The sequence below is a fragment of the Candidatus Saccharibacteria bacterium oral taxon 488 genome (genome assembly GCA_010202465.1).
GTDB lineage: Bacteria > Patescibacteriota > Saccharimonadia > Saccharimonadales > Saccharimonadaceae > Nanosynbacter.
The window spans coordinates 711,561-733,242 of record CP047919.1; the positions used below are offsets into that span (position 1 = coordinate 711,561).

Annotated in this window: 26 protein-coding genes, 3 tRNA genes and 1 pseudogene; 8 read left to right on the forward strand and 22 right to left on the reverse strand. The window is 53.2% G+C overall.

The features are described from left to right. Positions 1–81: 81 nt before the first annotated feature. From GWK76_03920 to tilS, 4 genes and pseudogenes are all read right to left on the reverse strand, one after another. Positions 82–279: pseudogene (locus tag GWK76_03920) on the reverse strand (GTP-binding protein LepA). Continuing rightward, positions 279–1,910 carry a murein biosynthesis integral membrane protein MurJ gene (gene murJ / locus GWK76_03925; protein QHU92570.1) on the reverse strand — a complete coding sequence of 544 codons (1,632 nt, stop codon included), beginning with the start codon at positions 1,908–1,910 and terminating at the stop codon, positions 279–281. Before murJ ends, GWK76_03920 begins: the two are co-directional and overlap by 1 nt. A 36-nt stretch (positions 1,911–1,946) precedes the next feature. Then, positions 1,947–3,815, reverse strand: a complete 1,869-nt coding sequence (gene hflB, locus GWK76_03930; GenBank protein QHU92432.1) for an ATP-dependent zinc metalloprotease FtsH — start codon at positions 3,813–3,815, stop codon at positions 1,947–1,949. Between the two features lie 26 nt (positions 3,816–3,841). Then, positions 3,842–4,687 carry a tRNA lysidine(34) synthetase TilS gene (tilS, locus tag GWK76_03935; protein ID QHU92433.1) on the reverse strand — a complete coding sequence of 282 codons (846 nt, stop codon included), beginning with the start codon at positions 4,685–4,687 and terminating at the stop codon, positions 3,842–3,844. Between the two features lie 9 nt (positions 4,688–4,696). Here tilS and GWK76_03940 point away from each other — a divergent pair, with 9 nt between their 5' ends. Continuing rightward, on the forward strand, positions 4,697–5,380 hold the full coding sequence (locus tag GWK76_03940) for a hypothetical protein (protein ID QHU92434.1): 684 nt from the start codon (positions 4,697–4,699) through the stop codon (positions 5,378–5,380). A 126-nt stretch (positions 5,381–5,506) separates the two neighbouring features. Here the strand turns inward: GWK76_03940 and GWK76_03945 are convergent. Beyond that, positions 5,507–5,583, reverse strand: a tRNA-Met gene (locus GWK76_03945). A 115-nt stretch (positions 5,584–5,698) separates the two neighbouring features. Continuing rightward, positions 5,699–5,857, reverse strand: a complete 159-nt coding sequence (locus GWK76_03950) for a hypothetical protein (protein ID QHU92435.1) — start codon at positions 5,855–5,857, stop codon at positions 5,699–5,701. 164 nt (positions 5,858–6,021) lie between these two features. On the opposite strand from GWK76_03950, the gene GWK76_03955 reads away from it, so the two are divergent. From GWK76_03955 to GWK76_03965, 3 genes are read left to right on the forward strand one after another with little or no spacing between them, the layout of a single operon-like run. Continuing rightward, on the forward strand, positions 6,022–6,753 hold the full coding sequence (locus tag GWK76_03955; protein QHU92436.1) for a hypothetical protein: 732 nt from the start codon (positions 6,022–6,024) through the stop codon (positions 6,751–6,753). Continuing rightward, a complete protein-coding gene (locus tag GWK76_03960; GenBank protein QHU92437.1) occupies positions 6,753–7,052 on the forward strand; it encodes a hypothetical protein in 300 nt (99 codons plus the stop codon). The genes GWK76_03955 and GWK76_03960 overlap by 1 nt, the downstream gene beginning before the upstream one ends. A gap of 7 nt (positions 7,053–7,059) precedes the next feature. After that, a complete protein-coding gene (locus GWK76_03965; protein ID QHU92438.1) occupies positions 7,060–8,439 on the forward strand; it encodes an FAD-dependent oxidoreductase in 1,380 nt (459 codons plus the stop codon). Between the two features lie 40 nt (positions 8,440–8,479). On the opposite strand, the gene GWK76_03970 is transcribed toward GWK76_03965, so the two are convergent. The 5 genes from GWK76_03970 to GWK76_03990 form a co-directional block, all read right to left on the reverse strand. Beyond that, a complete protein-coding gene (locus tag GWK76_03970; GenBank protein ID QHU92439.1) occupies positions 8,480–8,683 on the reverse strand; it encodes a hypothetical protein in 204 nt (67 codons plus the stop codon). Between the two features lie 335 nt (positions 8,684–9,018). Further along, positions 9,019–9,095: transfer RNA gene (locus tag GWK76_03975), tRNA-Met, on the reverse strand. 28 nt (positions 9,096–9,123) lie between these two features. Then, positions 9,124–9,564: a hypothetical protein gene (locus GWK76_03980; GenBank protein QHU92440.1), complete on the reverse strand. Its 441-nt coding sequence runs from the start codon at positions 9,562–9,564 to the stop codon at positions 9,124–9,126. A 76-nt stretch (positions 9,565–9,640) separates the two neighbouring features. Continuing rightward, on the reverse strand, positions 9,641–10,063 hold the full coding sequence (locus GWK76_03985) for a hypothetical protein (protein QHU92441.1): 423 nt from the start codon (positions 10,061–10,063) through the stop codon (positions 9,641–9,643). A 97-nt stretch (positions 10,064–10,160) separates the two neighbouring features. Continuing rightward, entirely contained in the window at positions 10,161–10,934 is a 774-nt protein-coding gene (locus GWK76_03990; protein ID QHU92442.1) for a hypothetical protein, read from the reverse strand. A 296-nt stretch (positions 10,935–11,230) separates the two neighbouring features. On the opposite strand from GWK76_03990, the gene GWK76_03995 reads away from it, so the two are divergent. Then, positions 11,231–11,566, forward strand: coding sequence for a hypothetical protein (locus GWK76_03995; GenBank protein ID QHU92443.1), 336 nt, complete (start codon positions 11,231–11,233; stop codon positions 11,564–11,566). Positions 11,567–11,671: 105 nt separating this feature from the next. Here the strand turns inward: GWK76_03995 and GWK76_04000 are convergent, their stop codons facing one another. The 4 genes from GWK76_04000 to GWK76_04015 all read right to left on the reverse strand — a co-directional run bounded on the left by GWK76_04000 (position 11,672) and on the right by GWK76_04015 (position 13,548). After that, positions 11,672–11,959, reverse strand: coding sequence for a hypothetical protein (locus tag GWK76_04000; GenBank protein ID QHU92444.1), 288 nt, complete (start codon positions 11,957–11,959; stop codon positions 11,672–11,674). Positions 11,960–11,994: 35 nt separating this feature from the next. Further along, positions 11,995–12,070, reverse strand: a tRNA-Ile gene (locus GWK76_04005). 545 nt (positions 12,071–12,615) lie between these two features. Beyond that, positions 12,616–12,822, reverse strand: a complete 207-nt coding sequence (locus GWK76_04010) for a hypothetical protein (GenBank protein QHU92445.1) — start codon at positions 12,820–12,822, stop codon at positions 12,616–12,618. A 63-nt stretch (positions 12,823–12,885) separates the two neighbouring features. Next, positions 12,886–13,548 carry a hypothetical protein gene (locus tag GWK76_04015; GenBank protein ID QHU92446.1) on the reverse strand — a complete coding sequence of 221 codons (663 nt, stop codon included), beginning with the start codon at positions 13,546–13,548 and terminating at the stop codon, positions 12,886–12,888. Between the two features lie 82 nt (positions 13,549–13,630). On the opposite strand from GWK76_04015, the gene GWK76_04020 reads away from it, so the two are divergent. Further along, on the forward strand, positions 13,631–14,896 hold the full coding sequence (locus tag GWK76_04020) for a hypothetical protein (GenBank protein ID QHU92447.1): 1,266 nt from the start codon (positions 13,631–13,633) through the stop codon (positions 14,894–14,896). 11 nt (positions 14,897–14,907) lie between these two features. Here the strand turns inward: GWK76_04020 and GWK76_04025 are convergent, their stop codons facing one another. From GWK76_04025 to recA, 3 genes are read right to left on the reverse strand one after another with little or no spacing between them, the layout of a single operon-like run. Continuing rightward, complete coding sequence (locus tag GWK76_04025; protein QHU92448.1) at positions 14,908–15,567, reverse strand: hypothetical protein; 660 nt, start codon at positions 15,565–15,567, stop codon at positions 14,908–14,910. Positions 15,568–15,612: 45 nt separating this feature from the next. Further along, complete coding sequence (locus tag GWK76_04030) at positions 15,613–16,137, reverse strand: hypothetical protein (GenBank protein ID QHU92449.1); 525 nt, start codon at positions 16,135–16,137, stop codon at positions 15,613–15,615. Next, entirely contained in the window at positions 16,137–17,207 is a 1,071-nt protein-coding gene (gene recA / locus GWK76_04035) for a recombinase RecA (protein QHU92450.1), read from the reverse strand. Before recA ends, GWK76_04030 begins: the two co-directional genes overlap by 1 nt. A gap of 86 nt (positions 17,208–17,293) precedes the next feature. On the opposite strand from recA, the gene GWK76_04040 reads away from it, so the two are divergent. Beyond that, positions 17,294–17,686 (forward strand): hypothetical protein, encoded by a 393-nt coding sequence (locus tag GWK76_04040; GenBank protein ID QHU92451.1) that lies wholly within the window; start codon positions 17,294–17,296, stop codon positions 17,684–17,686. A 16-nt stretch (positions 17,687–17,702) separates the two neighbouring features. Here GWK76_04040 and GWK76_04045 read toward each other — a convergent pair whose 3' ends face one another. Together GWK76_04045 and GWK76_04050 are read right to left on the reverse strand one after the other, a co-directional pair. Then, positions 17,703–18,560, reverse strand: a complete 858-nt coding sequence (locus GWK76_04045) for a hypothetical protein (GenBank protein QHU92452.1) — start codon at positions 18,558–18,560, stop codon at positions 17,703–17,705. Between the two features lie 27 nt (positions 18,561–18,587). Beyond that, positions 18,588–19,613 carry a CBS domain-containing protein gene (locus GWK76_04050; protein ID QHU92453.1) on the reverse strand — a complete coding sequence of 342 codons (1,026 nt, stop codon included), beginning with the start codon at positions 19,611–19,613 and terminating at the stop codon, positions 18,588–18,590. 181 nt (positions 19,614–19,794) lie between these two features. Between GWK76_04050 and GWK76_04055 the strand changes: the two genes are divergently transcribed. Next, entirely contained in the window at positions 19,795–20,370 is a 576-nt protein-coding gene (locus GWK76_04055; protein ID QHU92571.1) for a thioredoxin domain-containing protein, read from the forward strand. 363 nt (positions 20,371–20,733) lie between these two features. Here the strand turns inward: GWK76_04055 and GWK76_04060 are convergent, their stop codons facing one another. Both GWK76_04060 and GWK76_04065 read right to left on the reverse strand, forming a co-directional pair. Continuing rightward, complete coding sequence (locus tag GWK76_04060) at positions 20,734–21,096, reverse strand: hypothetical protein (GenBank protein QHU92454.1); 363 nt, start codon at positions 21,094–21,096, stop codon at positions 20,734–20,736. 5 nt (positions 21,097–21,101) lie between these two features. Then, the gene (locus tag GWK76_04065; protein QHU92455.1) at positions 21,102–21,653 is read right to left on the reverse strand and encodes a hypothetical protein; all 552 of its coding nucleotides are present in this window, start codon (positions 21,651–21,653) and stop codon (positions 21,102–21,104) included. Positions 21,654–21,682 lie beyond the last annotated feature (29 nt).

The window sequence follows — 21,682 nt, forward strand, 5'->3', positions numbered from 1 at the left end:
CGATGAATCGATAACCCTGTCGCTGGCGTTGCCTGCGACATTCGATTGAGAGGAAGCGGTTGCCGCCGGCTGGCGGTAGTGGTATGTCATCCTCACTGGCGCCAGCTTAATCGTGATGCCCTTCTCACGCTCGAGATCCATACTATCGAGCAGCTGCGATTTCATCTCACGCTTCTCCACTGTCCCCGTCATCTCCATCATCCGATCAGCCAGCGTTGATTTGCCGTGATCAATGTGAGCGATGATGCAAAAATTACGAATATTAGTCAGTGGTTTCATCAGCGCCTCAACTTACTCATATCAAATCGCGAAAACAGCAGCCGTTTAATTCGCGCCAAAACCGGATCGATTTCTGGTAGCCTTAGCCACTTGGACAGCGCACCATACACGACAAAATTGAAAATCGTAATTGCCCCAAACTTGGGCAGCGCCCCCAAAAAACTATCGTCTGAGGCCCGAAATGGAATTACCAGCACGCTGACATAGCACGCCACTGCTAGTGGCACCGCGGCTAACGCCATCTTGGCGACCGCTTTGACAAACGTCGCGTCAAACAGCTGTGGCATGCGCCGACCTAAAATGACGCACAAAATCACCACCTCAACAAAGGCGACAATTGACTGCGCCCATGCCAGGCCATACGGGCCAAGCTTCGCATAGTAGCCAAGTATCACGGCCAGCGCCACATTCAGCACAATCGCAAAAATCGACACATACATCGGTGTCTTGGTATCCTGCTGTGCATAAAATCCGCGCGCCACCATGTGATACACCGTCCTGAATAAAATTGCCATTACCAGACAACCGAGAATGTTCGCCATAACCGGATCGCCGTTATTATTGATAAAGTGCACCACGTAGCCACGCGCGAAAAACGTCACCACACAAATCGGGATAATCATCCAAATCACCGTCCTGAGAAATGACCGCAGATCTCTACGAAATAGATCCGGCCGCTCCGAGGCGAGGCGCTCAGTTAGTTGTGGAAAGGCAGCGTTGGAAATAGCAACGCCGATGAGGTTGATCGGCATCATGTGTAGTGTCAATGCTTGATTATAACGACGAATAATACCATCACCCATCCGCGACGCCAAGTTGACTTCGGCCAGGCTGACCACATAATCCATTCCCTGATCAATCGAGCGCGCCGGCAGCAGCGACAAAACTTTACGAAAGCCGCGATTGCGCCAATAAATCTTGAAATCATAATCAAAGCCGAGTCCGATTAGCCCGACCGCACTGACGATGAGCTGCAACACCGACCCAAGTACCACACCAAGCGCCACGCCCATAATGCCGCCGTCAAAAATTTGCCAGCCGAACAGGTTGATGCCGTTGGTAAACCATAGCGTACCGATGATAATCCCGACATTGTACAGCATCGGCGCCAGCGCATAGAAGGTGAAGCGACCGACCGCTTGCTGGATGCTAGCAATCACCGCTGCCACCGCAAAGATCAGCGGATTTACCGCGATCACTCGCATCATACTGACTGCCAATGCGTGACCAGCCTCGCTCAGCCCCGGCGCGATCAGATATTTCATCAGCGGATCAGCAAAAATGATGATTAGAACGCTGGTCACCAGCGTCACCAATGCCATGAGATTGATCATACTTGAGCTAATTTGCCAGGCTGACTGCTTGTTGCCTTTGACCCACCGCTCGTTAAATACCGGGATGAAAGTGACGCTCAGTGCCCCCGACACTAGAATCGCAAACATAAAATCCGGCACCATGAACGCCGCCGTATAAGCGTCCAGCCCGACTGGATAGCCAGCCAAGTGAGCCTTCTCGTTGGGAAAATACGCCGCGTTCAAAAAGCGATCGCGCAGCAGCCCCAGCAGGCTTGACAGCAACATCGAGCTCGCTAAAATCGTGGCGGCTAACTTGACTGTCAGCCGCTGATTGATCTTGTTGACAACATTACGAACGCGCCCCATAACAATTTATGCGTGCAGCTTTGCCTCCTTTGGCAGTTTCGTTCCCGAAAGAATCTCATCCACCGCCGCTTCCTCCAAGGTTTCGTCTTTGAGCAGTGCCTCGGCCAATTTATCGAGGAACGGACGGTTGGCTTTGAGCACCAGCATTGCCCGTTGTTTAGCCTCGGTGATCAGCTGCGACACTTCCTGGTCGATCAGTTTAGCAGTCTCATCCGAGTACGGCCGCTCGCGGGTCATCTTATCAAACATCAGCCCGCCGTTGTCTTCGTGAAATACTTGGTCGCGTAGGCCCTTACCCATACCCTGCTCGATGATCATATCACGGGCAATCTCGGTGGCTTTACGCAGGTCTGAGCCAGCACCGGTGGTGATACCATCATCACCGTAAATAATTTGCTCGGCAATTCGGCCGCCCATGGCCCGAGCCAAGATATCCTTGAACTCATAAACATTAGTGTAGCTCTTATCCTCTGGCGGCAAGAACCAGGTGACACCGCCGGTGCCGCCGCGCGGAATGATCGTCACTTTGTGAACTGGGTCGGAGTCTGGCAAGACATGACCGACGATGGCGTGGCCTGCCTCATGATACGCCGTCAACTCCTTCTCGTGGTCATTCATCACCTTGGCTTTGCGCTCTGGGCCGATGGCCACCCGCTCGAACGCCTCGGTCAACTCCTCGTTGGTAATTTTCTTCTTGTTACGGCGTGCAGCGATAATTGCTGCTTCATTAGCGATATTAGCGAGATCCGCCCCCGAGGAGCCAGCTGTCTTGGCGGCCAATTTATCGAGGTCAACCGTTTCATCAACCGGCTTCTTCTTGAAGTGCACCTTGAGAATCGCCTCGCGATCTTTGCGCTCCGGCAGGGTAATTGTCACTCGCCGATCAAATCGACCTGGACGCAGCAACGCTGGATCGAGCACATCCGCGCGGTTGGTGGCTGCCAGTACGATCACATTAGTGTCGCCATCAAAGCCGTCCATTTCTACCAAAATCTGGTTTAAGGTCTGCTCGCGCTCATCATGGCCGCCACCCATGCCCGAACCACGCTTGCGGCCCACCGCGTCAATCTCGTCGATGAAAATGATACACGGCGCATTTTTCTTGGCCTTTGAAAAGAGATCACGCACCCGGCTGGCACCAACACCGACAAACATCTCGACAAACTCCGAGCCAGAAATTGAGAAGAACGGCACGCCCGCCTCACCGGCCACTGCCCGGGCCAGCATGGTTTTACCAGTACCCGGATTACCGACCAGCAAGACACCTTTCGGAATCTTAGCGCCTAGTTCCTTGTACTTCTTTGGATGCTTCAGGAAATCGACAACCTCTTGTAAATCCTGCTTGGCGTTATCATTGCCGGCGATGTCCTCAAACACAATTTTCTCTTTATCCTCGCCGTACAGCCGCGCCTTGCTCTTGCCGAAGCCCATCGCTTGATTATTCTGCCCCTGGGCCTGGCGCATCATGAACATGAAGAAGATCACGATGATCACTACCGGCACGATCATCACTGTCAGATTCCACAGCACCTCGCCGGTTTGCGATGGCGGTAGAACGTTAATTTCGACCTTGGCGTCCTTGTTCAAACCTTGCTCGTAAATCGTACTGCCGGATTCCTTGACTGATTTCTCGGTCGGCTGTTTTTGACCCTTGGGGGTAATTTTCAAATCATTACCCTGGATATCAATCTTGGCAATTTCCCCGGCATTTGCCCGGCGCACTACGTCGGTCAACGCGACATTCTTCAAGTTGCTATTTGGTGACAGCGCCGCGTACACTGCCAGCCCAAGAAACACAATGATTGCCCAAAACAGTCCCAGCCGAGCAACCTGCCCGACCCCTTTCTTAGTATTCTTTGGCGTCTTTCCTGCCATACGTCACATAATCCTTTCCTTTCGTCCTAGCGAGTCACTCGTTTTATTGTAACACTTTTTACGGACAATTTCACCCGCACATTAGCGGCCGGCTGCCACACCGTTCCTGCTCGGCCAATTTTGATAGCGATCAGCAGTCGATCCAGCTGTGCTGAGAGCAGCGACACGCCGGTCAGTCGCTGCACTTCTCGGTGGAGCAGCTCGCGCGCCGGCGCAACTGGGATATGCGTCCAAAAATAACGACTGCCAAGACGTGACGATAACCGCAATGTCTCTTGGTCAATCTCTTGGCGTAGCTGCCATTGCTGACGCCATAGCCGACCAAGCGCCGCCCGCTGCTGATCAGTCAGCCTTGCCTGCAGCTGTCGGCGCAGCTGATTGCGCAGATAGGCGCTCGATTGATTCGTCGCGTCCTCTACCCACTCCAGCCGATGGCGCAGTGCATAATCATATATGTCTTGCTTCGTCCATTCCAATAGCGGCCGCTCAATCCGCTGATCGCCCATAGCCGCCAAGCCCCGCCAGCGCGTACCACGCCATAGATTGAGTGCTATCGTCTCAATCACGTCATCCTGGTGATGGGCTGTCGTCACGCGCCCGCCCCAGCGTGCCGCCGCATTAAAGAGAAATTGATACCGCCGCTGGCGCGCCGTATCCTCACTGGCTGCCGCGCCCAACTCCTCACGCCTCGTAACATACGGCACATCGTACCGGCGCGCTAGCCCCGCCACGAACCGCGCATCAGCCGCCGATTCTGCCCGAATTCCATGATCAAAGTGAGCCACCGCCACCTCGTCCTGTCCATGCCGCAATATATTGTCGAGGAGCACCACGCTGTCCACCCCACCCGATACCGCAATCAGTCGCTTCATGAGGATATTATGACACATACTGCGGGGCTACGTGATACAATACTCACTATGCACGAGACAACCATCCTCTGCTTTGGTGATTCCAACACCTTTGGGCAGCGGCCCGATACGAACGCGCGATATGACGAGTCAGTGCGCTGGCCGCGGCGACTGGGGGCGCTGCTAGCGGACGAGGCACGCCAATATTATGTCATCGAGGAGGGGCTAGGCGGTCGGCGGACTGACCTTGATCATCCTGACCCAGCCAAGCCGTCGAGAAATGGCTGGACGTATTTTCCGCCGTGCCTGGCCAGTCATCAGCCCGACATCGCCATCATCATGCTGGGAACAAATGATGCCCAGCTCTGCCACCAGCGACCAGTTGAGGCGATCGTGACGGCACTGGCGCACTACGTCACGTATTGTCACGAATCAGACGTCACACCGCTACTTGTTGCGCCGCTCATCCCAGATCCCGCTGGATTGTTCAATGAGGCAATCGTACCGCGATCGGCGTGGCACTTTGATGATGCAGCTGTGGCAACACTAACTGCACTGCCTGAAAAAATTCGAACCTATGCCGCCAAGCATGGTGTTGCGTTTTTCGACGCCAACACATATGCCGAGGCCGGTGTAGACGGGCTGCACTGGACAGCAGCAGGTCACGAGCGATTTGCCCGAGCGATCGCCCAGATGATACGTGAGATATCGTGAGCCAACTCTAAGTATTATTTTCACAAGTATATCATCATATCGTCAACTCTTGCAATAGCGTGCGCAATGTGTCATCCACATATTAAAATACCGCGGCCCATACAGACCGCGGATAAAAAACAATTCTGGTAGCACCGGGTGGACCCGAACCACCGACCTCAGGCTTATGAGTCCTGCGCTCTAACCAGCTGAGCTACGGTGCCACACGTCACCAATTGTACCAAACGAGTCAGAAAATCTCAACCACCTCAAAAGCCTATCTGTCAGATGAGACCAAACTGCTACCCAAACAAAGGCCGATCCGTACTGCCCACAGAGCTAAGCTGCCAGCTCCACGCCTTCTTCGTCCAGCAGCTCCAGTCGCCGCACTACCAATGAACGTAGCTCCTCGCAAGTCCGCCGGCGCTGCCACGTCCGCAGCTGATCGTTATTGACCGCAGCTAAAAACTGCCCGAGCTCGTGCTCAGTGATATCCATGTTGTTGCCTTTCTGTGTTTGTTAAACCGTGGCTTTACTATAGCACACATTTGACATAAGTGCAATAGTATGACAGCTCACGTAGTCACTCGCTCGACATCACCTATCGGCTTCCCTCGGCAAACCGCTTGTGATAAACTGGAGGGAGAGGATTTTACACAAACATGACCCCGGCTATTATTTCATCATTCGCCATCGTCGCCTTCTCGGCACTGATCCACGCTAGTCTTCAGCTCAGCGTCAGCGTCTTGACCTTGCTCAGCGGCCATTCCCTCGGCAAGCAAACCGCCCGCCGGAAAGTATTGCAACTGATGAACGGATTTGTGTGTGGAGTGTTAGTGCTGACAGCGCTATTAATATCAGCGATCGTCTACTACCTATCACTCGTCATTCATCACGCTGCTCAGGCCGAGCAGCTGGTGGTGGCCATCGTCTGCGGGCTGATGGTTGGGCTGGGCGTGGCGACTTGGGCAGTGTACTACCGGCGGGGTGAAGGTACAGCCTTGTGGCTACCGCGCAGCTTCGCAACCTACCTATCAAAGCGCTCAAAAGCAACGCGCCACAGCGCCGAGGCCTTTAGTCTCGGGATGGCGAGCGTAGTGGCTGAATTACTGTTCATCATCGGGCCGATGGCGGCGGCGGGCCTGGCAACCGTCCTACTACCATCAACCGAGTGGCGCCTCATCGCCATCGCCCTTTACGTCGTCATATCGCTGCTATCACTGGTCGTTGTGCTGGTGCTGGTCGGTAGCGGCCATTCCCTTGCCCATCTGCAACAGTGGCGGATGGCACATAAACGTTTTTTGCAATTTGCAGCTGGCGGCAGCTTGATCATCTTGGGCGGCTTTCTATTCGTTGATCGAGTACTTGGTATCGTCAGCTACGGAGGTTTTTGATGTCAGAAGGGCACCCAAACCGACCAATTATCGATGTCGTCAAGCGCGGCAAGCGACCGAGCGAAGAGTTTGATCCGACAAAACTCCACCACTCTATCCTGGCGACCTGCCTGAGTATCCGCACACCCGAAGGCCAAGCTGATGATATCGCTAAATCAGTCACCCTCGGCGTGATGAGCTGGTGCGAGACCCGACCAGAGATTACCACAAACGACATCCGACACCGCGCGGCGCAGTTACTACAGAAACTACACACCGACGCAGCATTTGTTTATCAACACCATAAGACGATCATGTAGGGGGCACATGGCACAAAAACCAACTTTTGACTATGATGTAATTGTTATCGGCAGCGGCGCTGGCGGTTCACCGGCCGCAACTGTCTTGGCGCGCGCTGGCAAGAAAGTCGCCATCATCGAGCGCGGTACCTTTGGCGGCGAATCTCCGAACTGGGGCGACATTCCGACTGGTGCCCTGCTCTATACCGCCGACGTCTATCACGAGGCTAAAACAGCAGCCAAGTTCGGCCTGCGCACCAGTACAGTCGGCTATAATTATCCATCGCTCCTCGCCTGGAAAGATACCGCCATCAAGCGCACCGGCACCGGCGGCAACCGCAGTTACTACGAGAAACAAGGCATCAGCGTCTTTACCGGCAGCGCCCACTTTCTCAGTCCCAACGAGATTACCGTCAGCCGCCGCCACTTATCAGCGCGCAAATTCCTGATCGCTAGCGGCTCAACCTGGCGCGATGATCACATCCCAGGCCTCGACGAAGTAGCCCATCACACGCCGCAAACTATCCTCTCGCTCAAGCGCCCGCCCAAAACGCTGTTCGTTGTCGGCTCTGGCACAACGGCGATGGAGCTCGCATATTTGTTCTCGACCTTTGGCAGCAAGGTGTATGTCGCCGAAACCGCCGGGCGCATCTTGCCCGAGTTTGATCAAGAAGTTGGCGAGCTGATCGCCGCTGACGCCAAGGCACAGCGCGGCATGAACATTCTCACCCAGACAAAGCTGGTCGCCGTCCAGAAAGACGGCATCGCAAAGCGCGTCACCTACGCTCGTGGCGGCCAGCAGCATTCAGTGCGTGTTGATGAAATCCTCATCGCCGACGACCGCCTACCGACGACCGACATTGGCCTAGAAAATGCGGGCGTGGCATATACCGAACATGGCATTCAAGTCAGCGAAGCGATGCAGACTTCGGCGCGGCACATCTTTGCAGCTGGCAGCGTCGTTGACCTTCAGGCGCAGACACATACCATTCTCAGCCATAGCCGCACCGCTGCACATAACCTACTACACCGTAATTTCATCGCGCTTGACGATACACCGCGCTTGACGATCGCATTCACCGACCCGCAGATCGCCCGGACGGGACTGGACGAGGACGACTGCCTGCGTCGTGACTTGAAGGTAAATGTCGCCCTAGCACCGCTGACCTTGACCGCTCGTAGTAATATCACCGACCGGCGCAGTGGGTTTGTCAAATTGATCAGCGACAAAAAAGGCGTCCTGCTCGGCGCCACTATCGTCGCACCGGGCGCCAGTGACTTGATGACCGGCCTCAGCCTCGCCATCCGTCACGGCCTAACCGCCAAACAACTGATGAGCACACCAAACTGCTTCGTTGCCTGGTCAGAGGCCGTGCGCATTGCGGCGGGGAAATTGGCAGCTGATTAGGCGCTCCCGAGACTTTACGTTTCCATGAAACTTCTGATGGCTACCGCTCGCCATCATCACGACGTGCCTCAAGCGCATCATGGAGACCGTTAAGTATCCAGTGCATTCTGGCAACCATAAATTCGCCGTCTTTACCGCGCATGCCATCTCGCAGTTTCTTTTCGGGAGTATCTTGTGACCAAAACCTTGTTTCTGGCGGAATTGCTAACGGTTGCTTCAGGTCTAGCAGCGAGTCATCCCGCATATCGGGCGGGGTGTGCTGTTCGACCGCCTCTCTTGCTAGTTCCTCAAGCTCCTTTACACACGTGCACCACTGACCGCCCCCCTACATACTACATCTCGTGTGTTTTCTTTTGAGCCCATCTCTCTATTCGTCTTATCCTCCGACTGGTGGTCTACCGGCAACTTATCGGTAGGTTGAGACGCTGAATTAAAGTGCTCTGTCATAATGTCCTAATATAACACGGCCAGATCAAAAAGGCCAGAAACTAGGCCACTGCGGTCAATTTACGTCATAGCTTCACATGTATCAAAAATAAAAACGACCTCAACTCATGAGGCCGAAAAATCAATGAAACGTGGTTGCGGGGGCAGGATTTGAACCTGCGACCTTTTGGTTATGAGCCAAACGAGCTACCAGGCTGCTCTACCCCGCGGCACATTGTCCATCTTAGCAAACACGAATTATTTTTGCAAGTTCTGACTCGTCCGCCGCGCGCCAAAGAGGAAATTAATCCACTGCTGGAAGTTACTGGTCGGTTGTTTTTGCGGCGCATTGTGGGCGGTCGGTTGCTGCTTGGCCACGTCGGTTGATGGCACGATCAGCAATTTTTCGCCGGGCGAGCCGCGGCCCAGGCGCTGGCGCACTGCGAGATCGAGGTATTCGTCACTTTCATAATATTTTGACTCATATGCTAGCAGCTCGGTGCGCAATTTCTCGACCGTCAGCTGGTACTTTTTTTGATCGACCATCTGTTGCAGTTCATAATTGCGCTGCATTGACTCAATCGATCCCCACGCCCAACTCAGCGCGATCAGTGCCGCCGCCGCAACTACAACATTATTCAGCGTCAAATAATCGTGACGCACGTGGTACCAAAATCGTTTGAGTTTCAGTATGTTCATGTTGGTTTTATCAGAAGGTATGGCTATATTATGAGGGGTCGGGTGGGGTTAGTCAAGATGAGTGAATGTTCGTTCACTAGGCTGCTACGGATTCTCGCAGTTGCACCAAACCTGTAGCGCGATTGATATCAAGCTCCTTCGGAGGATCATCGTTCAACGCTTGGACGGCTTCATCTTCGGAGAAACCAACTTCTGGACCAATGAGATAGTCGAGCAACTCGAGGAGCCGCATACTCCCTCCTCGCTTCTGTAGGATAAGGATCACCTCCTCCTGTCTGCGTCTGTGTGGACACTCTTCTGCTTCCAAGTCATTTTCTATACAGCGCCCTGTCTGATTAGCAGTCGTATCTTCCTCTGCTTTTAGAGCTTCCTTCCCGAGCCGTCTCTCGCGCAGATATGGCCCACACCACTTGCATACTGCTATCTCCAGCTCTCCGCTCGCTGACGCCACCGGCTGTTCTTGTCCTGATAGTTGAGTTGGCTGTAAATGCTCCGTCATAATACTTGATTATAGCATGGATGGTTAAAAATTAGGAGGAACCAGCTCGTAGCAATCTGGCGAAATTACCAGTCCATTCCGACCGCCCGCAGTAAACTCAGTGCACCAGTTCCGCAAACTCGGAAGAGTTCACATACTCAAAATCATGTGCCAGATGGTCACTCAGGAGGTTGTTAACATTCAAGGGACGTGGCACCGCAGCACCGAGATATATGGCGGCAATGAGCGCCGTCGATAAGCTGTGGCGAAGATTGAGCACGGCAAGCTTTTCAAAAATATCCACCTGATGCGTTTCGAGGTAGGTTTTGTGTAGCCTAGTCATCGAGCCTTTCGCGAGTTCTGGCTGCGTCACGTCAAGCCCCAGATCCTCGGCCACATCGACGAGGCGCCGGCTGGCTATCGGCGTCAGACGATCGATATCGTACCTTGTGTCAATGACTGCTTGGTTTTGCCGCCGCTCTCTCCACTGGTCGTACAGCCAATCCACCTGTTCCATTGCAATTGGCGACGATCGTTTCAGTACTGACAAATCGGCGCAGAGTTGGTGACCCGCAAAGGTCACGCCGGATAATGTCCGCGAGGAAGCGATATCTGACTCGATCATTTCCAGAAGCCGCGGCACCTCGTCTTCTGATTCCAGATAGACTGACTTGAATCCAAATTCGAGCAGACTTTGATCCTCCAACGAATCAAAAGTTGCAAGGTCAATGATGGCCCACGAGTAGCAAAACGGCTTTGATGCTCCCCGAACCCGGAAATTCTTTGTCCACTCAACATCGAGCGCAGCCACGAGACTTCGTTCTCGACTAAACGGGCGCTCTGGCTCACCAAACGGGCGTTCCGCCCACTGCAAGTTTGTTCTCAGGTGCATCGACTTATGTATTCTCCTAGAGACGATTTTAACTCACATAGATGCTTTTACCAAGGCTCTTAAGAATAGTTACCTGAAGGGATAATATTACGAATCCTGATAGCACAAAACTCCAGTTTAAGGACACCATTTCTTGCACCCAAAGATCCGAGTAGCTATTGCTTTATTTGCACAGCTAGCTTATATTTGCAGTAAATATGAGCTCAGAATTCAAGCCATTGCCGCGTTTCGACCTAGGACAAACACATCCCCTTGGCCCCAATCCGCTGGACGGCTCCAAGAAGGAGAACGCAGCGATGACTAGTGATGCTGCAACAGCAGAGTCATGGATAAGTTATAACTTGCCGCACATCGAAGCCCTCAAAAGCAAGGCCCACGAACCTGGGATTCCTTGGCTTGTTAAGGTTTTTCGAGTATGGCGCGCAAATAGGGCTATCGAAAAACGGAATAAAAAGACCTTTTCCAACATCGGCATAACGGCCGTTCACTTAATGGAATGCGATCGGACGGACGGGAAGCGACTCGTCATCGTCCGAAAGGAGAAAGATGAGGATCCGAGGGTGGTGCTTGAGCCCACTATACCTTATCCAAAGCTTCGCCAAGAAGGTCGGCATAGCAGCCAGCGGCGATGATAAACCTGCTCGACATATTATAATAACTTGCCCCGACCTTCCCCCACCAGTAACTTCACTGGAATATGCCGACTTAGCTACTTCAAAATTCGCGATGCCCAGGAATTATTTCCTCAAAGACTCCTGCGCATCATCAGCGGCGAAGCGGATCGGGTACATACTCGCTTCTGGAAATTCTCTTTTGAGTTCGGCAGTCAAATCCTTGTAGTGCATATCGGGTTTCTGCTTCAACAGCCTAGTTGCAGCCTGAAACAGGCTATCATAAAGCCTATCCTCCTCGTACAACATGTCCTCGATATTCTGCATTACGGTTCTTTCCTCTGCTTTATTTGGATCAGCACCAACATCACCAGCACTAATATGATCTGTCTCTGGAAGCTTCAGATCCTCCATATTATCTCCTGTCTCCGTTCACTTGGATTATATCGTGGTGGGGGTGGCTGGGATCGAACCAGCGACCAACAGGTTATGAGCCCGCTGCTCTAACCGCTGAGCTACACCCCCATGAGCGATATTATACCGTAAAAGCAGCCGGGTGAGAAGTGCCGTCAATTTACCCCACTACCGACCGTCAAGCTGCTCGTGCATTCCTGAGGGCAGTGCGCACCATCCTAATTCCATCCCTATTTGTCTGTTTTTGTTCCTCAGTTAACGGACCCTGTCCTGATGCGTCATGTACTTGTTGCGTGCGTGTATCAAACGCTGCAAGATCACTGCGCCGACGAGGTCGCGGCTTCTCATCCGCAGAGACGTTCTGACCAGACGGCGGTTCAAGCCCAAGTGCCAATCACACTTTATAATATGACCAGCCCATTTCATCGACAAGCTCATCAACCTTCTTCCACTCCTCCGCGGTCAATTCACGGCCCCGCTCACCAGTCTGCGATAGTTCACTCATAACTAGTAAATATCATATTTTGCCCATAAAAGCAATACTACCTCAGCGCCACAACCCCCACTACAAAAAGACTCCCGCATGAGCGAGAGTCTTTGAGGCACCTGTTTGTTTGATACCATTGTACCGGTAACGAGGTGTATAATGCAAGTGCTTATTTCTTCTTTTTGATCGTCAAAAAGCCATTGCGTGGGTTTTCGGTAACGATCCGATCAGCTGGCAAGTCGCATGGCTCGCCCTTGGCGTTCTTTTCAACCTTGGCGAAAAAATAAATCGTCTGCGTTTTGCCACCGCGCAGCGTGACTTCGGTTTTATGCAAGTAGTATGTAATGCCTTTTGAGTTTGTGTGCTTATAAGCCATTCGTATACCTCCTGTTAGTACTATACTATTCTAGATTAGCGCCTCTGTTGACCTCTGTCAAGCCTAAAGCGGTTTCTGACGGTACCGAAGGAGTAATTTCAACACCGCCAAAGCCACCAGTCGAGCAATAATAATCAGCATAATTACCCCTGTTACTACCAATGACCAGCCCGCCAAGTCCGATGACCAGAGTGGCGGCACAAATGTCTGATAATACGGCGCGGTGGCAGGCGGCGTAAATTTGAGGTCAAGCGACGAAGCGGCCGGGTACTTTGCCCATTCATCATTGATACAGCTGACGTAGCGCGGGTCGGCCGTAGCATAAAATCGTCCCCAACCGCCAGCCTGGGCTCGGGCGTCGCAGACTTGGCGGACTTTAGCGACCGTGTCGTTGCTGGATCGAGAAGCCGACTTTGACTCGAACTCTTTCCAGGCTGCCTCGTAAGCCCGCTTGTACGAGTGCTCCAGAGCGATGCGACCTGGGTCGGCGTTCATGTGTGCAACCACGTAGCGCTGCAAGTCATACACCCGCCGCTCCAGCGCCCCCTCGTCGCCCTCCTTGTCAGTGTTAATGACGGCGTCACGGCGCTCGATCATGCCAATATTATTTAGCCTGAGGAATGTCGCGCTGACAAACGACGCCATCACCAGCAAAATGACTAGCTGCCATGTCTTGATTTCTTCTAGCCGCCGGATCGCCCGACGCGTGCCTCGCTTATCTGCCATTCCCCCACCTTTCTCAAGTCCATTATACCAAAGATAGTGGGCGAATGCGACACGGGGCCAGTGTCAGTGGTATAATGACGCTATGAGGATTTATTTTTCGGGAATTGGTGGCGTGGCGATCGGGCCACTGGCAGAAATGGCCATCGGCGCTGGACACGAGGTCTGTGGCTCTGACCGAGCGGCCGGCTTGATGACGGAAGCGCTCAGACAGGATGGAATTACCGTGTCGTTTGACCAGTCAGGCGAGTTTTTACATAGCGAACATCAGCAGTCTCCCTTTGACTGGTTCGTGTATACGGCGGCCCTGCCGGCGGATCATCCAGAGTTGGTACTAGCGAGGCAGCTAGGGATTCGCACCAGCAAGCGTGACGAGCTACTCGCTCAGATTATCACCGACAAGCAGCTCAAGCTCATCGCTGTCACCGGTACGCATGGCAAGACGACGACGACCGGTATGCTGGTGTGGACGTTGCAGCAGCTTGGCGTGCCGGTGAGCTACTTGGTTGGCTCGACGCTTAGTTTTGGCCCAAGCGGTCGGTTTGATCCGGCCAGTCAGTTTCTGGTGTACGAATGCGATGAATTTGACCGCAATTTCCTCCACTTTTCGCCGTGGCTGAGCCTCATTACCTCAGTTGATTATGACCATCCCGATACCTTTCCGACGCCAGATGATTACCGAGCGGCGTTTCGGCAATTTGGCGAGCAGTCGACGCGGGTGATCACGTGGCGCGAGGACGCTGACGTGTTTACTCCGGCCAATGTTATGGTACTCGAACAAACTGATCCCCAGATAACGCTGGCTGGCGAACACAACCGGCGTAACGGCACGCTGGCAGCACGGGCAGCGATGCTGGTGCGAGAGGCGGCTGCCCTTGAGATTGAGGCTGAGGCGATTATCACGGCGCTCAATACTTTTCCGGGTACGGGCCGGCGCTTCGAGAAGTTGGCTGACAATCTCTACACCGACTATGGTCATCACCCATCGGAGATTGCCGCTACGCTACAGCTGGCGCATGAGCTAAACGACCGCGTGGTGCTCGTCTACCAGCCACACCAAAATATTCGCCAGCACGAGGTTCGTGAGCGCTACACTGATGAGATTTTTACCCATGCCAGCGAGATATATTGGCTGCCGACGTACTTGACCCGCGAAGACCCGAACCTGCCGGTGCTGATGCCGGAGGAATTGACGCGCCAATTGACGACGGACAAGGTACATCTCGCACAGCTGGATGAGGCGTTGTGGCACACGATTGAACAGCAACGAGCGCGCGGTGCGCTGGTACTCGGTATGGGTGCCGGAACAATCGACGGGTGGCTGCGCGAGCAGTTAGGCCGCAGCGCCTGATCACGGTTCGCCTACTCGTCAGACTCACCACCAAGCGCCGCCCGGATATCATCATATGAAAATCCTTGACGCGCTAGATACGCCATGAACTTTTGCTGATCACCAGCGTATTTATAGCGTTTTTTAGCGATAATTTTTCGCAGCTCCTCGTCGTCTGAGCGGATATTTTCGCTGATTAGTTGCTCTATCGTCTCGCGGTCAATTCCCTTTTGCGCTAGTTCCAATTTGAGCCGCCTGACACTCGTGCCTTTTTGCAAGAATCGATGCTCCAGCCAAAAGCGGGCAAACTTCTCATCATCGAGGTACTGTTTCTCGATCAGCCGCGCCAGCACCCGCTCGGTAATTTCCGGCTTCACGCCTGGACGCTCGGTAATTTTGCCAGTCTTTGGCGAGCGTTTCTTAGTCGGCCTGGTTTTACGCCACAGATAATCGCGCATTTCTTTAACCGAGCGCGGCCGCGCCAAGCAATACTCCATGGCGCGGGCGTACAACTTACCAAACTGGCTCTCGTCCTCTAGTGCTGTCAATTCGTCGTCAGTATATTCGCGCCCGACCTTCAGCCCCAGCTCGCCCACCTGAAAGACATCGAGGCTAAAGCGGTATTTGCCGTCAACACTAACATTAACGCGGTTTTTATCGCGAGTTTGGAGAGAGATGTCAGTGATTTTCATGAAGCTATTATACCGCGAAGACGGTGGGCTCGCTACTGGCAGAGGCTACTCGACTACCTCGACAACCTTACCATGCACGCCGTTATAGCAAGCAGCGGCACGCGGCTCAGTGATGACCGGTAGTTGCCCTGGGATAGCGCTCATATTAACGTCGTCCAGCGTACCAGCCTCGACACAACCAAGCGTGATGTGCGGGCGGAACCCATCAACATCCAGCCCTGGGTGAATACCATCCAGTGCCGCGAGTAATTGCTGACGCGCCTCAACCATCCAGGCAGTTTTCTGCGTGCGCAGCTCCACCCAAACACAGTTGCCTGCTTTATCTGGCAAGAAGTTAACTCCATCAAGTGCCAGCCTCCCGAGGACCGGCAGTGCCGCAGCGGCCGCCTTGAGGCGTGGCATATCCTGCTCGGTCACGTTAATCAGTGTCACGTGTGGGATAAACTCACCAAAGTCAAGGTTCATTTTTTCTGACAGCTCTCGAAGATATGCATTCTGCTTATCATCAAAGACGAGGCTGACTGACGCCATATGTTTTTCGACTGGATATGCGGTTTCTGCTGCGCGCATTAGTTTTCTCCTTCTTTTACGTTATCGCGAACCTTCTGAGTAATTTCTGCTAAAACCTCAGGATGTTCTTTCAGATACAATTTTGTCTTGTCGCGGCCCTGGCCAATGGTCTCGCCGTTATACTTGTAAAAGGCACCTGACTTTTCTATGATACCATGTGTAGCTGCCAAATCCAGAATATCACCAGTTTTAGAGATGCCTTCGTTATACATAATATCAAACTCAGCAATGCGGAATGGCGGCGCAATCTTATTTTTCACCACCTTGATCTTAGTGCGGTTACCGAGGATATCATCGCCAACCTTGATCTGCCCGATCCGGCGAATATCCACCCGCTGCGAGGCATAAAACTTCAGCGCGTTACCACCCGTCGTCGTCTCCGGATTACCAAACATCACGCCAATCTTCATGCGAATCTGGTTGATGAAAATCACCGTCGCTTTCGACTTGTTGATGATACCAGTCAATTTGCGCAGCGCCTGGCTCATCAGCCGTGCCTGCAGCCCCATGTGCGAATCACCCATATCGCCGTCAATTTCCGCTTGCGGCGTCAGTGCTGCCACCGAGTCCACCACAATCAGATCCACCGCGTTTGAGCGCACCAATGTTTCGGTAATCTCCAATGCCTGCTCACCGTTGTCTGGCTGCGACACTAGTAGATTTTCGGTGTCCACGCCCAACCGCTTGGCATAGCTCGGGTCAAGCGCATGCTCAGCGTCGATGAACGCTGCCGTGCCGCCCTGCTTTTGGATTTCAGCAATAGCATGTAGCGTCAAGGTTGTTTTACCGCTAGACTCTGGGCCGTAAATCTCAATGATGCGACCCTTTGGATAGCCGCCGCCTAGCGCCAAATCAAGGCTCAACGAACCCGATGGGATCACTTCAACGTCAACTTTGTGCGCCTCGCCGAGTTTCATGATCGAACCATCACCAAACTGCTTGGTGATCTGATCCATGGCCAGGCCCAATGCCTTTAATTTACCATTATCAATCTTTTTTTCTGGCGCCTGAGCCGTGCCAGTTGCGGCGTCTGTTTGGTGTTTATTATCGGTTTTCGCTGCGCTAGCCATACCTCTCCCTCCGTTATCTTATGTTGTATAGTATACCATAAATCAAGCACCTACCACGAGTGGTGAAACTTTGCTATAATGAACACATGAAACGACAAGCAGGCTTTACGGTCATTGAGGTACTGGCAGCGATTATATTTCTCGGCGTGGCCACAGCAGTGGCGTTCACCCAGCTAGTGACAATCCAACGCGAGCACCAAAACGACCGGAAAAAAACCGCCATTAATGCCGTGCATTACAGCCTCGAAGAAGCCTATTACAAACAGCACGGCTCTTATCCAGAAAAAATTACCGACGAGACACTGCCAACCATGGACAAGGAGCTACTCACAGATCCGAATGGTAAAAAGCTGGGCGACAATGGCAGCGCCTATCGCTACGAGCCGACTAATTGCCAAAGCGGTAAGTGCAAATCATATTCGCTCAGAGCCACGCTTGATGGCGAGGCGGATTTCGTCAAAGACAGCCGCCACAAATAGCTAAATTATAGTCAAACTAATCGTAGCAGACGGGCCGACCGTTCTTGAAGGCCTCGATGGCGTTGTTGAGGATGGCCACTTGGTGCTTGGGATTGGCCACGTAGTGAAAAATATAAGTTGTCTCCTCACCCTCAGTACTGAGGCGAATCGTGCCGTAGTTAAAGATCGTCTGGGCGATGCCGGCCTGGAAAAAGCTGGCGTCCTCAATGCTGCCGAGACTCACTGTCTGTTCATGACGAACGAAGAGGCTCTGTTGGATTTCCTGGATGACGCTTTCATTAGTCATGAAAAAGTGATTCTGTAGATACACCCACAGGGTGATCGCACCGCCCAGCACCACCAAGGCAACGAGCAGCAGCGCAATACCCAGCACCGCTCCCGGATTCACCGCCGGAAACAGCGGAATATTAGCGGTCAGCGACGAGAACGAGGCCGCAAATACCAGCAGCACCACGACCAACAGGAGAGTGATGGCTGTAGGAATGACCATGCCGATCGGGTGGCGCTTGATGTCGAGGATGACATACTCGCCCTCGCTGAGATTGAGCTGCGGATAATCACGAACGGACTGGTCGTGGCGCGCCTTGGTCTCTGGGCTGACTGCGGGAACGGTCGGCTCAAGCGGCCGCGCAGCATGAACAACATTTGGTTCGTTAGCGTATTGGGCACGAATCTGTGGATTGAAGTTTTGCCCCTCAATCATCTCTGGCTGGATGGTGACGTGCGAGGTTGGCTGTGGCTCAATCGGTGGCGCGGTCGTCACCGGTGGCGGTGTCACAGCAGCCGGCGGATGATGATACAACGGCCGACCGTCAGAATCATACGCAACCGGCTGGGTATAGTCAGGCTCAGGGTTAGTCTGGTTCGGATTCATTAGTTCTAGTATAGCATATCGGCCGGATTATGCGACGTCACGGGCATGTTTTGTCCGATTGTTATGGCGTGGATTACGCTGCGCCACCCGCCGCAGATCCTCGTGCGCATCAAACTCGTCAATGATCTTATGCCCCAGCATCCGCTCCATCACATCCTCCAGGCTGACGATACCAACCGTCTCGCGAAACTCATTCACCACGATGAACAAGTGATGCCGCACTCGCAAAAACGCCGCCAGCGCGTGCTGCAATGTCTGATCCTCGCGGATATAATACACCTTTTTCTCCATGACCGCTCGCACTCGCCTGCTCGTTGATGAACGATTAATTGTCAGTAGGTCCTGAATGTATAGCATCCCTACCACATGATCAATATCACCCTTCGTCACCGGGAAGCGGCTATGTCCGGTCTTGTGCAGCGCGTCCAGCACCAGGGGGCCTAGTACCTCGTCATGATCCACTGTATCAATCACGCTACACGGCGTCATCACTTCCTTGACCGGCACCGTATCAAACGACAGCACGCCGATGACCATCTTTTTCTCATCCTCGCTAAGCGCCTCACCCGCCTGCTCGACCATGGCGACGAGCTCTTCTTTTGACTCAATATCATAGCCGTCATTGGGCATCGGCGCCACCGAGCGAATCATCGCAAACAACGTCGGAAACTTCTCGATCAGCGCCAAAATTCGCCCCTCATACCGCTCGTAAAGCCGCTGAGAATATTGTTGCCATAATGAAATCCGCGCCACTGCTCCTATCTCCAATGCGATCACTAGCGAGATAATAATACCCAGTAGCCAATGAAACAACTCCACACCGATGACACTGAGTGTCACCAGCAGCACCGCCGCAATCACCCGCTGCAATGAGAAAATATCCCGCATCAGTGCATGTCGCTTTAACAAATGTTGCGCATCCTGATCACCGCGACGTGCTCGCCGCTGCAGCTCGAACTTGCTATGTGACGAGGCCTGCGGATGGACGCCCATGACCATTACGAGCACTATCAGCACCATCACATACAAAATTCCTAGCAAAATATCGCTCATGCTGTTCATTGTATACTTTTTATGCTATAATAGCCAGAGTTAATTTGGAGGAACTATGAACGGAAAAACCTGGGCTATCTTTGCAATCGTTGTCGCGGCTGTCGTCGGTGGTATGATTTATCTGTCAACACAGAATCGCTTGAATGTCAGTGATATCTCGCGCGACGCCGCCCTGCGCGTTATGCCGGCCGAAGCACGCACTGGCGACATCGGTGAGCACACTATCGGCAACACTAATGGCAAAGTTGTGATGATTGAATACGGTGACTACCAGTGCCCGGGCTGCCGCACTGCCGCACCAGAAGCCAAGCGCGTGGCCGAGAAATACAAGGATCACGTCGCGCTGGTCTTTCGTAATTATCCGATCCCGTCGCTCCATCCAAACGCCCGAGCGGCGGCGGCGGTCGCCGAAGCAGCTGGGCTGCAGGGTAAGTTCTGGGAAATGCACGACCTACTCTACACCAACCAAGGTGCGTGGAGTAATGCCCGCGCCAAAGAACGCACCGACGTCTTCAGTGGCTACGCCAAGCAGCTGGGCCTGAATGTCGATAAATTCAATGCTGACCTAGCCTCCGGTGCTGTCACGAAGAAAATTGACTTTGACGTGGCGGTCGGGCGACAGTTACAAATTGATGGCACACCAACCTTTTTCATCAATGGCAACAAGCTTAACCTCGGTGACGCTAGCTCTATCGAAAACGCCGTCAAAGACGCCCTGAAAAAAGCCGGCGTCGCAGTTGATAAAGCAAAAAGCTAACCTCAAGCCAAAACCACTGACCGAAACAAACCCAATGCAAAAATCACCCCGGTGCCTGTGGGGTGATTTTTATGCCGTCCCTTTGTAGGACAGGCGCACTTATTGTGCTATGTATGTTTGCCATTTGGCAGGCACCACATCCACTGCGACCTTTTTGCGCCGACTGGTCGACACAACATTGATTGCTATTGGCATGTGTTTCGTACTCCTTTGTACTAGTGCAGCCTCACGCGCTTCGACCTTTATTGCCCACTTTATGATAAGCAGCGACATGCTTCGGCGCGAGACACATCAGCCATGATAACAAAGACTGATACGAACGTCAAGCCAGGTCTACCCCTGATCTGACCCCTGATACCAGCCTCAAAACAAGCGCAGCCGCTTGGCGAAGATATATACAATGCCGATGAGCAGCACCGTAAACCCGGTAATCACCGGATAGGCCCACGCCTCGCCCTGAAACGGCAAGGTAATATTCATGCCATACATACCATAAAACACATTCGGGATCGCTAGGAGAATGGTGATAGCCGTCAAGACTTTCATCCGCTGGTTGAGGACATTATTGGCGATGGTTGAATAGGCGTTCTGGATGCTGGCGATGGTCTGGCTGCTGGCGGCGACCATGACGAGTAATTGCTTGACGTGCAGTACCAGATCACCCAGCGCCTCGAGGTCACGCATCGTGAACAGGCCGCGGCGATTGAGCGCTAATTGGCCGAGCACGCTCGCTAACCCTCGAGGCTGGAATGAAACTCATTGAGGCTATCTTCAATGGCCACAAACTCGATAAAGTCAGCGTTTTTCACCTCGTGGCGCGACAGCCGGTGTCGGGCCGCAGCGATATTACCAGCAAGGTCATGGATCTGCTGCTCATACGCAGCCACCACACAAGCGATAGTCGCTGCGAGGAGCGCACCAGGCTTGTCGGTCGTGGTCGTGAGAAACGGCTCGGCAGCTTGCGGCGAAAAATTATTGGCAGGATTAATCGTTACAAACTGGGTTTTTGACACCGCAGCCAGTAGCGGCGCAGTCTTTATGGCATTGTCTCGAACGAGCGGCAGCCGCACAAAGACATACTCGATACCACCGCTATATTCCATCCGCGGCAATTCGCGCACATCAGCCGCGTCACGAACAATATTTTCATCAAGGCCGAACTGCTCGGCGAGTTCGCTTGGGTGCAGCGTGCCGCTAACATGTGCCCAGACACCACGATGAAACTGATGCGTTCGCCCTAACGAATCACTCACACATCGCCGCTCAAAGTAGCCCACCGTCATGCAAAAATTATACCCCAGAAAACACCACT

What these genes read in the sequence shown, in the direction of transcription:
- hflB (QHU92432.1), bottom strand. Translation starts at nt 3,815, where the DNA reads ATGGCAGGAAAGACGCCAAAGAATACTAAGAAAGGGGTCGGGCAGGTT.
- tilS (QHU92433.1), bottom strand. Translation starts at nt 4,687, where the DNA reads ATGAAGCGACTGATTGCGGTATCGGGTGGGGTGGACAGCGTGGTGCTC.
- GWK76_03940 (QHU92434.1), top strand. Translation starts at nt 4,697, where the DNA reads ATGACACATACTGCGGGGCTACGTGATACAATACTCACTATGCACGAG.
- GWK76_03950 (QHU92435.1), bottom strand. Translation starts at nt 5,857, where the DNA reads ATGGATATCACTGAGCACGAGCTCGGGCAGTTTTTAGCTGCGGTCAAT.
- GWK76_03955 (QHU92436.1), top strand. Translation starts at nt 6,022, where the DNA reads ATGACCCCGGCTATTATTTCATCATTCGCCATCGTCGCCTTCTCGGCA.
- GWK76_03960 (QHU92437.1), top strand. Translation starts at nt 6,753, where the DNA reads ATGTCAGAAGGGCACCCAAACCGACCAATTATCGATGTCGTCAAGCGC.
- GWK76_03965 (QHU92438.1), top strand. Translation starts at nt 7,060, where the DNA reads ATGGCACAAAAACCAACTTTTGACTATGATGTAATTGTTATCGGCAGC.
- GWK76_03970 (QHU92439.1), bottom strand. Translation starts at nt 8,683, where the DNA reads ATGCGGGATGACTCGCTGCTAGACCTGAAGCAACCGTTAGCAATTCCG.
- GWK76_03980 (QHU92440.1), bottom strand. Translation starts at nt 9,564, where the DNA reads ATGAACATACTGAAACTCAAACGATTTTGGTACCACGTGCGTCACGAT.
- GWK76_03985 (QHU92441.1), bottom strand. Translation starts at nt 10,063, where the DNA reads ATGACGGAGCATTTACAGCCAACTCAACTATCAGGACAAGAACAGCCG.
- GWK76_03990 (QHU92442.1), bottom strand. Translation starts at nt 10,934, where the DNA reads ATGCACCTGAGAACAAACTTGCAGTGGGCGGAACGCCCGTTTGGTGAG.
- GWK76_03995 (QHU92443.1), top strand. Translation starts at nt 11,231, where the DNA reads ATGACTAGTGATGCTGCAACAGCAGAGTCATGGATAAGTTATAACTTG.
- GWK76_04000 (QHU92444.1), bottom strand. Translation starts at nt 11,959, where the DNA reads ATGGAGGATCTGAAGCTTCCAGAGACAGATCATATTAGTGCTGGTGAT.
- GWK76_04010 (QHU92445.1), bottom strand. Translation starts at nt 12,822, where the DNA reads ATGGCTTATAAGCACACAAACTCAAAAGGCATTACATACTACTTGCAT.
- GWK76_04015 (QHU92446.1), bottom strand. Translation starts at nt 13,548, where the DNA reads ATGGCAGATAAGCGAGGCACGCGTCGGGCGATCCGGCGGCTAGAAGAA.
- GWK76_04020 (QHU92447.1), top strand. Translation starts at nt 13,631, where the DNA reads ATGAGGATTTATTTTTCGGGAATTGGTGGCGTGGCGATCGGGCCACTG.
- GWK76_04025 (QHU92448.1), bottom strand. Translation starts at nt 15,567, where the DNA reads ATGAAAATCACTGACATCTCTCTCCAAACTCGCGATAAAAACCGCGTT.
- GWK76_04030 (QHU92449.1), bottom strand. Translation starts at nt 16,137, where the DNA reads ATGCGCGCAGCAGAAACCGCATATCCAGTCGAAAAACATATGGCGTCA.
- recA (QHU92450.1), bottom strand. Translation starts at nt 17,207, where the DNA reads ATGGCTAGCGCAGCGAAAACCGATAATAAACACCAAACAGACGCCGCA.
- GWK76_04040 (QHU92451.1), top strand. Translation starts at nt 17,294, where the DNA reads ATGAAACGACAAGCAGGCTTTACGGTCATTGAGGTACTGGCAGCGATT.
- GWK76_04045 (QHU92452.1), bottom strand. Translation starts at nt 18,560, where the DNA reads ATGAATCCGAACCAGACTAACCCTGAGCCTGACTATACCCAGCCGGTT.
- GWK76_04050 (QHU92453.1), bottom strand. Translation starts at nt 19,613, where the DNA reads ATGAGCGATATTTTGCTAGGAATTTTGTATGTGATGGTGCTGATAGTG.
- GWK76_04055 (QHU92571.1), top strand. Translation starts at nt 19,795, where the DNA reads ATGCCGGCCGAAGCACGCACTGGCGACATCGGTGAGCACACTATCGGC.
- GWK76_04065 (QHU92455.1), bottom strand. Translation starts at nt 21,653, where the DNA reads ATGACGGTGGGCTACTTTGAGCGGCGATGTGTGAGTGATTCGTTAGGG.